Here is an 11,783-nt window from a genome sequence, read left to right on the forward strand (position 1 = left end):
ACCACTCCCCCGCCCGTCAGCCATCCGCACCGAACGCCAGGAGGGTGCTTCGCCATGCGCGAAACCGACGTCTTCTCGGAAATCTGGACCTTCTTCTGCCAGCGCTGCTCACACGTCTGGCAGGACGAGTACGAAGCCCGCCACCTCGACGACGGGCACGGCGGCGACACCGTCGCCTGGCGCCACCACGGCGTGCACAGCATGCCGCCGTGGGCGCACGCGACCTGCGTGAGCTGCGACGGCGTCATGGTCACCGTGCTACCGGCCATTCCCGGCCAGCGCTGAGCCTCCCGCCCGCCGGGGAAGCCGCCGCGACGGTCAGTCGACGGGGTCCGCACCGCCCTCCAGCAGCGGGGGGCGGTGCTCGTACGGGGTGCTCAGGACCACGGTCGTGCGCGTGGAGACGTTGGCCGCGGCGCGGATCTGCTGCAGCAGTTCCTCCAGGCCCACCGGCGAGGCCACGCGGACCTTGAGTATGTAACTCTCGTCACCGGCCACGCTGTGGCAGGCCTCGATGCCGTGCAGATGGGCCAGCCGGTCGGGCGCGTCGTCGGGCGCGGCGGGGTCGATGGGTTTGATCGACACGAACGCGGTCAGCGGCAGCCCGATGGCGTCATGGTCGATCACGGCGGCGTAGCCGCGCACGATGCCGCGCTTTTCCAGGCGGCGCACCCGCTGGTGCACGGCCGAGACGGACAATCCCGTCTCCCTGGCCAGATCGGTGAAGCTCATCCGGCCGTCCTTGGCCAGCAGCGTGACGATCCGGCGGTCGATCTCCTCCATCGGTCAAAGGTAGCGGCTTCGTGTCACGGCGCGGTTCCGACGGGCTCGGCGCCCGTCCGCAGCGCGTGCTCGACGAGCGTGATGAGCACCTCTTTGCCCGAGTCCTTACGGCGGGCGTCGCATAACACGATCGGGATCTCGGGCTCCAGCTCCAGCGCCCGGCGCACCTGACCGACGGTGAAGGGGCGGGCGCCGTCGAAGCAGTTGAGGGCGACGACGAAGGGGGTGCGGTGGCGTTCGAAGTAGTCGATGGCCGGGAAGCAGTCGGCCAGCCGCCGCGTGTCGGCCAGCACGACCGCGCCCAGCGCGCCGAGCGCCAGCTCGTCCCAGACGAAGTAGAAGCGCTCCTGGCCGGGGGTGCCGAACAGGTAGAGCATGTAGTCGTCACGGATGGTGATGCGGCCGAAGTCCATGGCGACCGTGGTCGTGGGCTTGGTCTCGACACCGGACAGGTCGTCGACACCCGCGCTGACGTGGGTGATCATCTCCTCGGTGCGCAGCGGGCGCGTCTCGGAGACGGCGCCGACCATCGTGGTCTTGCCCGCGCCGAACCCGCCGGCGATCAGAATCTTGATCGCGGTCGGCAGTCGCCATCGTTCAGAGCGACCGAAGTCCATCGAGCACCGCCCTGTGAAGTGCCCTGGTCAGAGTGACCTGTCAAGGCGCAGAGAAAAGGTCCCATCCACTTACCTGGCAACGAGACACCCTAGCAACGCCACAATTTCCACTCAAGGCACAATCCATCACAGGAAGCCATATGTCCCTCTTTGTCGCCTAGAGCACGGTAATACATGGCGGCCCGTTGCGCTCCTAAACTCCGGAGTCAGCGAGTTGTCAGGCCATGAGGCCCGAAATGCCATGAAAACCGGTATTAAATCCGATCTGACGGCGCAGGTACGCGGCCGTCAGCGGGCTCACCTCGCGCAACGGCCCGATCAGCGCCGCCGCCTCCTGAGCCAGAACGGTCATCCGATCGGTCACGTCGCCGTGACTGACCCCCAGCATGAGCACGTTGAGGTCGCCCCAGCTGACATCCCGGCGGTAGGAGGCCAGGTCACCCAGCAGGTGCAGATACCGCTGCACATGCCTGCTGGCCGGCTCCAGCTCACCCAGATGCCGCCGCGCCCACGGGTCGCCCGCGTAGATCCAGTGTGACAGATCCACGAAGCTCGAACCGCAGCTGTCAGCGTTGTCGAGATAGCGCCCGAGCGAGGGCACCATCCCCGCCTCCCGCCACACCCAGGCCCGCTCCATGGCCGTCAGCATGCGCTCCAGCTGCGCCCGCCAGCGCCCCCGCAGCCCTTCGAACCCCTTGACCGTCGCCATCTCATCCCGCAGATCCGCCAGGAACCGGGTCGCCGGCACCCTCGGCGCCGCACCGTCGGCGACGGCCATGCAGTCGCGGCTCAGCTCGTCCACCTCGTCGCGGGTGGCGGCCGCGTGCTCCACCAGCCACCCGACGGCCCGCACCCACAACGCCGCCCGGTTGGCGACCTTCAGCCGCTCCGCCGCCGACCAGGGCGAACTGAACGCGGTAGACAGACAGAGCGCATGATAAAGATCGGGGTCGAAGGCGGCCCTGGGAAACAACCCGCCGTACATCTCAACGCACCGGCGCAGATCACGGGCGCATTCGGCGGCGAGCGCACAGACGCGACCAAGCTCGGAGGCCTCGCCCAGCTCGTCGCCCGCCACCCTAGGGCCGCTCGCTCAGCGTTCGCACCATGACGCCGACCCCCACACCGCGTGTATCGACCTGTGGGCGAATTGTCACATGATCGCGCACTACCGATCAAGGTATGCCCCCGTTCCTTCCCCACCCATCCCCAACCCCCAGACCCAGCCACCAACCCCAAGCCGTCCAGCCCCACCCAGCCACCCGCAACCCCGCGATGTCTTCACGCGCCGCCAGCCGCGCCCCACACCCTGCGTCCCCGCATCCCCCGCCCCGCCACGCGCCGCCCCGCCCCGTCACGCGCCGCCGAAGCCGTGCATCGCGCGCCGCCCCGAGCGCCCCGCCGACGCCTTTCATCACGCGCCGCCTCGCATGTCCCGCACCCCGCACCCCGCCCCCCACCCCGCGTCCCCTCCCCGCCACGCGCCGCCGACGCCTTTCATCGCGCCCCGCCTCGCATGCCCTGCACCCCGCCCCGCATGTGGCGCTTCGCATGCCCTGCACTCCGCCCCGCCTCCCGCGCCCCCGCCTCCCGCGTCTCGCGCGCCCGACATCGCGCCCCGGCGTCATGCGTCCCCGCGTTCGACGCACCGCTTCCCACGCGTCCCGCGTCTCGCCTCGCCCCGAGCGCCCTGGGGGTGGCATCCCGCGGCCTGGTGGCATCCCGCGGCCTCGGGTGTCGCGTGAAGGTGGCCGACTACAGGCGCGCGGACGTTGCCCGGCGACGCATGGTCTGCTCAGCGGCCGGAAGGTCGGTGGCGAGTCGGTGGCGCCGAGGTCTGTGTGGTTGCCGGGAGATGTGGGGCTGACCTGGAGATGTGGGGCTGGCCGGAGTTATTTGAGGGTGTCGAGGAGGCGGTTGAGCGGGCTGTCGAGGTCGTAGCGGTCGGCGAGCTGGACCAGGGTTTCCGGGTCGCGGGGCTTGGTGGGCAGGGTGAGGTCGGTGGTAGGCAGCGGGGCGTCGGAGGCGACCTCCACCACGGCCGGAGCGACGCGCAGGTAGTCGCGGGCGGCGGCCAGCTTGGTGCGGGCGCCGGCCGGGAAACCCTCGGTGGCGCCCTCGTCCAGGGCGGTGAGCAGCGCGTCCAGGGAGCCGAAGCGGGTGATCAGCGCGGCGGCCGTCTTCTCCCCCACGCCCGACACACCGGGCAGGCCGTCGGACGGGTCGCCACGCAGAGTGGCGAAGTCGGCGTAGGAACGGCCGGGAATGCCGTACTTGGCGCTCACGAACGCCTCGTCCACCACCTGGAGGTTGCGGATGCCGCGCGCCGTGTAGAGGATGCGAACCGGCCGCGAGTCGTCGACCAGCTGGAACAGGTCCCGGTCCCCCGTCACCACGTCCACCGCGCCGCCGCCGGCCGCGTGGGTCAGGGTGCCGATGACGTCGTCGGCCTCGTACCCGGGAGACTCCAGGCGGGCGATGCCGACCGCGTCCAGCACCCGCTCGATCACCGGGATCTGCGGCACCAGTGTGTCGGGCACCTCCTCGGTGTCACCGTGGGCCACCCGGTGCGCCTTGTAGGTGGGAATCGCCGCCACCCTGAAGGCCGGGCGCCAGTCCGCGTCCATGGTCGCCACGAGCTCGGCCGGGCGGTACTTGCGCACCAGCGTGGCGATCATGTCGATCAGCCCGCGAACCGCGTTGACCGGCATCCCGTCGGGGGCGGTCATCGACTCCGGGATGCCGTAGAAGGCACGGAAGTAGAGCGAGGGTGTGTCGAGAAGCATCAGCACTCGCCCATGTTCGCACCCCGCCCCGACATTCCGCTCCCCACCACCCCCACCACCACCCGTTTCCCCCCGGTACGGCCCCGCCCGAACCGCCTCCGGCTGTGAGGCAGGGCGTGGGCCAAGCGGTGGGCCAAAGCCCCAGGGTCAAGGCGAGTCGGCCGGATCTCAGGACCGGAGGCGCACAGACCGGGGGCGGAGGGCCGGGAGCCGAAGGGCCGGGAGCCGAAGGGCCGGGAGGGGCGAGGGCCGGGGACAGAGGGCAGGGGGGAGGGGCCGGAGGCGCACAGGCTGGGGCCGGGAGCGGAGGGCCGGGACACCAGGAGTCAGAGGCCGACGGGTCAGAGGCCGAGGGCAGGAAGGGCGGGAGGGCGGAGGGCGGGGCAGGGTTGGGGGGTGGTGGTGGAGGTGGGGTTGCCGGGGCGCGGGCTCAGGGTGGAGTCGTTACGGCGAGCAGCCCGTGAGCCCTCACGACCGGCGCCTGACGGGCGGTCACGCACGACGGCGGGGCGGGTGGGGCGGCTTGCCGTAACGGATAAAGGGACGGAGAGACGTCAGATGCCAACTCCCACGGCGAGGAGGCAGGCGTCGTCTTCTGGGTTGGGGCCGCCGATGGCGGCGAGGAGGCGGTCGAGGCCGGCGTCGAGGTCGGTGGTGAGGAGGTGGGCGGCGGCCGACACCGCCAGGTCCAGGCCTTCGTCGATGTCGCGGGTACGTCGTTCGACCAGGCCGTCGGTGAACAGCAGGAGGAGGTCGCCGGCGCGGAGTTCGACGCTGGCCAGGCGGTAGGGCTGGTCGCAGGTGGCGCCCAGCAGGACGCCTCTCGGCTGGCTCAGGGTTTCGGCTTTGCCGTCGCGGACCAGGATGGGTGGCAGGTGCCCGGCCTGGCTCCAGGTGAAGATCCGGGTCTCGGTGTCGAGGTGGCCGATGATGGCCGTGGCGGTGGTTTCGTCCAGGCGGTGCAGGACGAGTTCGTTGAGCCAGGCGAGAAGCTGGTCGGCGGGCTGGCCGGTCATGGTGAGGCCGACGAGGGCGTGGCGGAGCTGGGCCATGTGGGCGATCGCGGGCAGGCCGTGGCCGGAGACGTCGCCGATGGCGAGCATGACGCGGTCGTCGGGCAGGGCGGCGGCCTCGAACCAGTCGCCGCCCAGGTTGGCGGTCTTCTCGGCCGGTACGTAGCGGACGGCGATCCTGGTGCCGGGCAGGTCAAGGCGGCCGGTCGGCTCGGGGAGGATGGCCTCGCGCATCGCGAGCATGACGTGGCGTTCCTCGGCGGCGCGTTCGCGGGCCTCCAGGAGCTGGCGGCGTGATTCGGACATGATGCGTTCGGCGCGGCGGCGGCCGGTGATGTCCTGGACGACGCCGTGGACGCCGATGGGACCGCCGGGGGCGATGAGGGGTTCGAGGACGACGCGCAGGTTGCGTACTTCGCCGCCGCGCCGGATGCGGAACTCCGCCTGGACCGGCTCCACGCCCTGCACCACGCTCCACAGGAGCTGGTCGAGGGCGCCGAGGTCGCAGGGTTCGACGTAGCCGGCGAGTTCGGGCAGGCCGAGCGGGCCGTCGGCGCGGTCGCGGCCGAAGATGACGTAGACGTGGTCGGACCATACGGCGTCGCCCGTGCGCAGGTTCCACTCGGCCCAGCCCATGTTGCCGAGCCGCTCGGCGTGGGACAGGCGGATGGCCAGCATGGCGGCGTCGTGCTCGCCGGCCTGCTGCCGGGTCAGGTATCCGATGAGCTCGGCCGCGCTCATCGGACGGTGGTCCGGTGATGGGAGGGGTGGCTGATGGCCGCCCGTAACGTCGACCATAGTTCACTCGCAAACGACATGGATCGGGACAAGAGGTCCCACAGTATGTGATCGTCCTTGAACGGAGTGTAGCGATGGCTTGCCGTGTTGTGAGAGCTTTTCGCGGATTTTAGGTGAGCGGTGACGAGTAGATTGGGGCCCGTGACGTCCCAAGACTTGTATCCCGTGTCCCGTCTGGCCGCCGCCCAGGAGGCCACCGCCAAGGCCGGGCTCGACGCCCTGCTGCTCACTCCCGGGCCCGATCTGCGCTACGTCAGCGGCTACCAGGCGCTGCCGCTGGAACGGCTCACCTGCCTGGTGGTTCCGGCGGCCGGCGAGCCGTACATGATGGTGCCGCGGCTGGAGCTGCCGGCGGCGCAGGCCTCGCCCGCCTCGCGGCTGGGGCTGGAGTTCGTGGCGTGGGACGAGACCGACGATCCCTATGAGATCGCCGCGAGGCGGCTCGGTCCGGTGGCCAAGGTGGGGCTGGCCGACCGGATGTGGGCGATGGCCTCGCTGGCCTTCCGCGCCGCGATGCCGGGGACCGAGCAGGTGCTGGCCGGGACGGTGCTGCGCGAGCTGCGCATGCGGAAGTCCCCGGCCGAGGTCGAGGCGCTGCGCGAGGCCGGTGAGGCGATCGACGCCGTGCACCGGCAGGTGCCCGGTTTCCTGCGGGCGGGGCGGACCGAGCGCGAGGTGGGCCGCGACATCGCCGACGCGATCCTGGCCGCCGGGCACGAGACGGTCGACTTCGTCATCGTCGCCTCGGGACCCAACGGCGCCAGCCCGCACGCCGAGCTGTCGGACCGGGTCATCCGGGCGGGCGAGCCCGTCGTGGTGGACATCGGCGGGCAGCTGCACAACGGCTACTGCTCCGACTCCACGCGCAACTACTGCGTCGGCGAGCCGCCGGCCGAGTACGCGGCGTACTTCGAGGTGCTGCGCCGCGCCCAGGACGCCGCGTGTGATGCGGTACGGCCCGGCGTGTCGTGCGAGTCGATCGACGCCGTGGCCCGCGAGGTGATCACCGAAGCCGGGTTCGGGGACAGGTTCATCCACCGCACCGGGCACGGGATCGGCATCGAGACGCACGAGGAGCCGTACATCGTGGCGGGCAACGGCGAGCTGATGGAGCCGGGCTTCGCGTTCTCGGTGGAGCCGGGCATCTACCTGGCGGGCTCGCACGGGGCGCGGATCGAGGACATCGTGGTCTGCACGGACTCGGGCGGTCTGCGGCTCAACAACACGCCGCGCGACCTGGTGATCGTCTAGCCTGGCCAGCCCGGTTCGAGCAGGTCGAAGACGGCGTGCATCGCGGCCAGGGGGTCGGGCTCGGCGCCCGCGAGCTCGGGGATCTCCAGCACGTAGCGGGCCAGCGCGCGCACGGCCATGCCGTCCGGGTCCCGGCCGCTCTCCGCCGCGATCGCCGCCGCCAGGACCGGCTCGCCGGCGATCCACAGCTTGCGCGAGTACGCGCGCAGCGCGGGCGTGTTCACGATCAGGTCGCGTTTGCGCCGCAGCTCGGGCGGCAGGTCGCCGGCGAACGGGCCGCTGGCGGCCAGCCGGCGCCGCAGGGCGCGTAGCACCGGCTCGCCGGGCGGCCGTTCGCGCACCGCCTCGGCGAGCCAGGCGCCGCGCCCGGCGCCGTCGTCGAAGATCAGCGCCTCCTTGCCGTCGGGGACGTGCGCGAACAGGGTCGCGATGGACACGTCCGCGGCTTCGGCGATCTGGGCGACGGTGACGCCGTCGTAACCGTGCTCGGCGAACAGCCGCACCGCCGCGTCCGCCAGCGCCTTGCGCGTCTGCGCCTTCTTCCGCTCACGGCGGCCCATCGTCGTCCCCATGCACCCCACTGTAGCGACAAATCCAGAATGACTATAGTTTCAGAGTCGTTTCAGAATTTTTCGCGATAAAGGGGGCGTCATGGCGTGGGACGTGCACCGGCCGCCACGGGCGGAGGGCAAGACGGTCCTGGTCACCGGCGGCAACGCGGGCATCGGCTACTTCGTGGCCGAGCAGCTCGCCGGAGCCGGGGCCGAGGTCGTGCTCGGCAGCCGCGACCCGGCCAAGGCCGCGCTCGCGAAGCAGGCGATCCTGGCCAGGGCGCCCGGCGCGCGGGTGCGGCACCTGCGGCTGGACCTCGGCGACCTGTCCTCGGTACGCGCCGCCGTACACGAGCTGAACCGCCTCGACGCGGTGGTCTGCAACGCCGGGACGCTGCTCGACCGGCCGCCGCGGCGTGAGACGGAGGCCGGGCACGAGCTGATGTTCGCCACCAACCACCTCGGGCACTTCGCGCTGGTCGGATGGCTGGCGCCGCTGCTGGCCCACGGGCGGGTCGTCACCACCGGCAGCTTCACCGCGAAGTCCGTGACCCTCGACCCCGCCGACCTGCAGAGCCGGCGCGACTACGAGCCGAAGCGCGCCTACTCGCGCTCGAAGCTGGCGCAGATGCTGTTCGGCTTCGAGCTGGACCGCCGCCTGCGCGCGGCGGGCGCCGCGACGCTCAGCGTGGTCACCCATCCCGGCGGCGCGCTCGACTGCCTCACCCCGTCGCGTCCGCCGCTGCGCCGCCGGTCGGCCGGCGAACGGCTGCGCGCCCTGCCCGCCGGGCTTCTGTTCCAGAGCAAGCGGGCGGCGGCGTGGCCGGCGGTCCGCGCCGTCCTCGACCCGGACGTGCGCGGCGGCGAGCTGTGGGGGCCGAGGGTGTTCGGCCTGCGCGGCCGGCCCGTCCGCGAGCCGGTACGCGGCCCGCTGGCCGACGCCGGTCTCGCGGCGGCCGTGTGGGCGGCCAGCGCCGAACTGACCGGCGTCGACCCGGCCTGGACCCTCCGCTGACCGTCAGCCGGCGCCGAACCGCGGCACCGGCAGGTCCTCGGTCGCCAGGTGCACGATCGGCGAGACCGTGTACACGTCGATGCTGTGCCGCCCGCCCTCGCGGCCCAGGCCGCTGGCCTTCACCCCGCCGAAGGGCGTGCGCAGGTCGCGGACGTTCTGGGAGTTGACCCAGAGCATCCCGGTCTCGATCGCCTGGGCCATGCGGTGGGCGCGGCGCAGATCGTTGGTCCACAGGTACGCGGCCAGGCCGTACCGGGTGGCGTTGGCCAGCTCGATCGCCTCGGTCTCGCTGCCGAACGGGGTGACGCACACGACGGGGCCGAAGATCTCCTCCTGGAAGATCCGCATGTCCGGGGTGACGTCGGCGAAGACGGTCGCGGCCAGGAAGTTTCCGTGGGGCAGATGCGGCGGACGGGCGCCGCCGGCGGCGAGGCGGGCGCCCTCCTCGACGCCGAGCCGTACATAGTCGGTCACCCGCGCGTAGTGCTCGGGGTGGATGAGCGCGCCCAGCTCGGTCGCGGGGTCGGAGGGGGCGCCGACGCGTACCTGGGCGGCCCGCGCGGCCAGCCGTTCGGTGAACTCGGCGTAGATCGAGGCGTGCGCGAGCACGCGGGAGCTGGCGGTGCACCGCTCGCCGTTGAGGGAGAACACGCCGAAGACGGCGGCGTCCAGCGCGCGCTCCAGGTCGGCGTCGTCGAACACGATCAGCGGGGACTTGCCGCCCAGTTCCATGGACAGGGTCTTCAGCGCGCCCGCGGCGTTGCGCATGATGGCCTGGCCGGTGGCGCTCTCCCCGGTGAAGGAGATCACCGGGACGTCGGGGTGCGCCACGAGCGCCGCGCCGGCCTCCTCGCCGATGCCGTGCACCAGGTTGAACACCCCGGGCGGCAGGCCCGCCTCCTCCATGATGTCGGGCAGCAGCCCGGCCGACAGCGGTGACCACTCGGCGGGCTTGAGCACCACGGGGCAGCCGACCGCGAGCGCGGGCGCCAGCTTCCAGGTCTCCAGCATGAACGGCGTGTTCCACGGGGTGATCAGCCCGGCCACGCCGGCGGGTTTGCGCAGGACGTAGTTCAGCTGGGCCGAGCCGACCCGGTAGACGTCCTCGCTGAGCGTGGTGACGACGTCGGCGAAGAAACGGAAGTTCTGCGCCGCGCGCCTGGCCTGCCCGCGGGCCTGGGTGATCGGCAGGCCGGTGTCGCGGCACTCCAGCGCCGCGAGGCGCTCGTCGCGCGCCTCGATGGCGTCGGCGATACAGGGCAGGATACGGGCCCGATGCGAGCCCGGGCGGCCCGGGCACGCGCCGGCGCGGATGGGCCTAATGGACGCGGTCCCCGCCGCGTCGACGTCCTCGGCGCGTCCCGCCGCCACCGTCAGGTACGCCTCGTTCGTCGCCGGTTCCAAGGAGGTGAAGGTGGCGCCGGAGATGCTCGGGACGCGGGCCCCGTCGATGTAGTGCTCCAGGGTCATCGGGTCAGTTCCTCACAGTCGGCCAGCAGCGCCTCGATCCGGGTGATTCCGGCCGGGGTCGGCGGGATGAGCGGCGGCCGCACGTGTCCCGAGGCGATCCGGCCCCGCTGCTCCAGCACCCATTTGGCCGGGGCGGGGTTGGTCTCCACGAACAGCAGCTCCACGAGCGGGTGCAGGGCGTAGTGCAGGTCGAGCGCGGTCCGGTGGTCGCCTTCTGCGTACGCGGTGTACATGCGGGCCACGGCCGCCGGAGCCAGGTTGGCCGCCGCGCTGACGAACCCGGTGCCGCCGATGGCCAGCAGCGGCAGGCAGAGCAGCTCGATGCCCGACCACATGAGGAAGTCGCGGCCGCACCGGTGGAGTACCTGCGAGAAGTGCTCGAAATCGCGGGTCGTCTCCTTGATGCCGGCGATGTTGTCGTGCGCGCGGCGGAGCCTGGCGACCGTTTCCGGCGCGATGTCGACGGCCGTGCGCGAGGGCACGTTGTAGATCACGATCGGCAGGCCGGGGAACTCCGTGGCGATCGTGGAGTACCAGCGGAAGAGCGCCTCCTGGCCCGGCCTGGCGTAGTACGGGGTGATGACGAGGACGGCGTCGGCGCCGAGCCGTTCGGCCTCGGCGGTGAGCAGGAGGGTCTCGTCCAGCTTGGCCGAGCCGGTGCCGGGCAGGAACGGCGCCCGGTCGCCGACCTCCTCGGCGACGGCGGCCATGGCGGCGATCCGCTCCTCGGCCGACTGGGCGCCGGGCTCGCCGGTGGAGCCGCCGATGGAGACGCCGTGCGAGCCCTGGCCGAGCTGCCAGCGGACCAGGCCGCGCAGCGAGGCGAGGTCGAGCGCGCCGTCGGCGGTGAAGGGCGTCACCACCGGCGCGATGGACCCCCTGATGGCGGCGGGGTCGGAACGGTACTTCACGCGTCTCCTCCTTGCTGCCAGGCCCGGTAGGACTCGCGCCAGGACTGGTTCATCGGGTAGAGGCCGTCGATCGAGGCGCCGGCCGCGACCCGCTGGTAGATGAAGCGCTCCTCGTCCTCCTGCCCGGCGGCGGCCCCCGCCACCTCGGCGGCCAGGGCGGGCGGCAGCACGACCACGCCCTCGGCGTCGCCCACCAGCACGTCGCCCGGCATGACGAGGACCCCGCCGCACGCCACGGGCACCTGCGACTCGACGGGCACGTGCCGGCGCCCGAGCACGGCCGCGTGCGGCACCGCGAAGTAGGCGGGCAGGTCCAGGTCGGCGAAGGAGGGGCTGTCGCGCAGCCCCCCGTCGGTGACCACCCCGGCCGCTCCTCTGCGCAGGGCGCGCATGGCGAGGATGTCGCCGAGCGTGCCGGCGCCGTGCTCGCCGCGCGCCTCGATCACCAGCACCTCCCCGGGCCTGATCTCCTCGACGGCGCGTTTCTGGGCGTTCATGCCGCCCTACCTTTCTGAGTAGGCACTCCCGTTACGCCAGGGGCTGAGCGCGCTGCTGAGCCTGGAGAGGCAAGATCGGGATGTGCGGGTG

12 protein-coding genes are annotated in these 11,783 nt (G+C 72.1%); 3 read left to right on the top strand and 9 right to left on the bottom strand.

Translation table 11 applies throughout. The annotated features are described in order from the left end of the window. Positions 1-54 precede the first annotated feature (54 nt). Entirely contained in the window at positions 55-285 is a 231-nt protein-coding gene (locus ACFWY5_RS42015; RefSeq protein WP_379624504.1) for a hypothetical protein, read from the top strand. A 33-nt stretch (positions 286-318) separates the two neighbouring features. Here ACFWY5_RS42015 and ACFWY5_RS42020 read toward each other — a convergent pair whose 3' ends face one another. The 5 genes from ACFWY5_RS42020 to ACFWY5_RS42040 all read right to left on the bottom strand — a co-directional run bounded on the left by ACFWY5_RS42020 (position 319) and on the right by ACFWY5_RS42040 (position 5,940). Next, a complete protein-coding gene (locus tag ACFWY5_RS42020; protein WP_379624506.1) occupies positions 319-783 on the bottom strand; it encodes an Lrp/AsnC family transcriptional regulator in 465 nt (154 codons plus the stop codon). A gap of 23 nt (positions 784-806) precedes the next feature. Beyond that, positions 807-1,400, bottom strand: coding sequence for an ATP/GTP-binding protein (locus ACFWY5_RS42025; RefSeq protein ID WP_379624508.1), 594 nt, complete (start codon positions 1,398-1,400; stop codon positions 807-809). Positions 1,401-1,617: 217 nt separating this feature from the next. Further along, entirely contained in the window at positions 1,618-2,478 is an 861-nt protein-coding gene (locus ACFWY5_RS42030; protein WP_379638181.1) for a terpene synthase family protein, read from the bottom strand. An 814-nt stretch (positions 2,479-3,292) separates the two neighbouring features. Next, positions 3,293-4,186, bottom strand: a complete 894-nt coding sequence (locus tag ACFWY5_RS42035) for a 5'-3' exonuclease H3TH domain-containing protein (protein ID WP_379624553.1) — start codon at positions 4,184-4,186, stop codon at positions 3,293-3,295. A 554-nt stretch (positions 4,187-4,740) separates the two neighbouring features. Beyond that, a complete protein-coding gene (locus ACFWY5_RS42040) occupies positions 4,741-5,940 on the bottom strand; it encodes a PP2C family protein-serine/threonine phosphatase (protein WP_379624512.1) in 1,200 nt (399 codons plus the stop codon). Between the two features lie 213 nt (positions 5,941-6,153). Here ACFWY5_RS42040 and ACFWY5_RS42045 point away from each other — a divergent pair, with 213 nt between their 5' ends. Next, the gene (locus ACFWY5_RS42045) at positions 6,154-7,248 is read left to right on the top strand and encodes a M24 family metallopeptidase (protein ID WP_379638186.1); all 1,095 of its coding nucleotides are present in this window, start codon (positions 6,154-6,156) and stop codon (positions 7,246-7,248) included. Here the strand turns inward: ACFWY5_RS42045 and ACFWY5_RS42050 are convergent. After that, a complete protein-coding gene (locus ACFWY5_RS42050; RefSeq protein WP_379624516.1) occupies positions 7,245-7,820 on the bottom strand; it encodes a TetR/AcrR family transcriptional regulator in 576 nt (191 codons plus the stop codon). The two genes, ACFWY5_RS42045 and ACFWY5_RS42050, sit on opposite strands and share 4 nt — an antisense overlap. Positions 7,821-7,899: 79 nt before the next feature. Here ACFWY5_RS42050 and ACFWY5_RS42055 point away from each other — a divergent pair, with 79 nt between their 5' ends. Beyond that, on the top strand, positions 7,900-8,814 hold the full coding sequence (locus ACFWY5_RS42055) for an SDR family NAD(P)-dependent oxidoreductase (RefSeq protein WP_379624518.1): 915 nt from the start codon (positions 7,900-7,902) through the stop codon (positions 8,812-8,814). A gap of 3 nt (positions 8,815-8,817) precedes the next feature. Here ACFWY5_RS42055 and hpaE read toward each other — a convergent pair whose 3' ends face one another. From hpaE to ACFWY5_RS42070, 3 genes are read right to left on the bottom strand one after another with little or no spacing between them, the layout of a single operon-like run. After that, positions 8,818-10,284, bottom strand: a complete 1,467-nt coding sequence (gene hpaE, locus ACFWY5_RS42060) for a 5-carboxymethyl-2-hydroxymuconate semialdehyde dehydrogenase (protein WP_379638182.1) — start codon at positions 10,282-10,284, stop codon at positions 8,818-8,820. Further along, on the bottom strand, positions 10,281-11,195 hold the full coding sequence (dapA, locus tag ACFWY5_RS42065; protein ID WP_379638183.1) for a 4-hydroxy-tetrahydrodipicolinate synthase: 915 nt from the start codon (positions 11,193-11,195) through the stop codon (positions 10,281-10,283). Before dapA ends, hpaE begins: the two co-directional genes overlap by 4 nt. After that, positions 11,192-11,692, bottom strand: coding sequence for a hypothetical protein (locus ACFWY5_RS42070; protein ID WP_379638184.1), 501 nt, complete (start codon positions 11,690-11,692; stop codon positions 11,192-11,194). The genes dapA and ACFWY5_RS42070 overlap by 4 nt, the downstream gene beginning before the upstream one ends. Between the last annotated feature and the right edge of the window lie 91 nt (positions 11,693-11,783).

This window comes from Nonomuraea sp. NPDC059007 (assembly GCF_042740555.1).
GTDB lineage: Bacteria > Actinomycetota > Actinomycetes > Streptosporangiales > Streptosporangiaceae > Nonomuraea.

Bases quoted from the DNA above. Each gene is read 5' to 3' on its own strand.
- ACFWY5_RS42015 (WP_379624504.1), top strand. From the start codon at position 55: ATGCGCGAAACCGACGTCTTCTCGGAAATCTGGACCTTCTTCTGCCAG.
- ACFWY5_RS42020 (WP_379624506.1), bottom strand. From the start codon at position 783: ATGGAGGAGATCGACCGCCGGATCGTCACGCTGCTGGCCAAGGACGGC.
- ACFWY5_RS42025 (WP_379624508.1), bottom strand. From the start codon at position 1,400: ATGGACTTCGGTCGCTCTGAACGATGGCGACTGCCGACCGCGATCAAG.
- ACFWY5_RS42035 (WP_379624553.1), bottom strand. From the start codon at position 4,186: ATGCTTCTCGACACACCCTCGCTCTACTTCCGTGCCTTCTACGGCATC.
- ACFWY5_RS42040 (WP_379624512.1), bottom strand. From the start codon at position 5,940: ATGAGCGCGGCCGAGCTCATCGGATACCTGACCCGGCAGCAGGCCGGC.
- ACFWY5_RS42050 (WP_379624516.1), bottom strand. From the start codon at position 7,820: ATGGGGACGACGATGGGCCGCCGTGAGCGGAAGAAGGCGCAGACGCGC.
- ACFWY5_RS42055 (WP_379624518.1), top strand. From the start codon at position 7,900: ATGGCGTGGGACGTGCACCGGCCGCCACGGGCGGAGGGCAAGACGGTC.
- hpaE (WP_379638182.1), bottom strand. From the start codon at position 10,284: ATGACCCTGGAGCACTACATCGACGGGGCCCGCGTCCCGAGCATCTCC.
- ACFWY5_RS42070 (WP_379638184.1), bottom strand. From the start codon at position 11,692: ATGAACGCCCAGAAACGCGCCGTCGAGGAGATCAGGCCCGGGGAGGTG.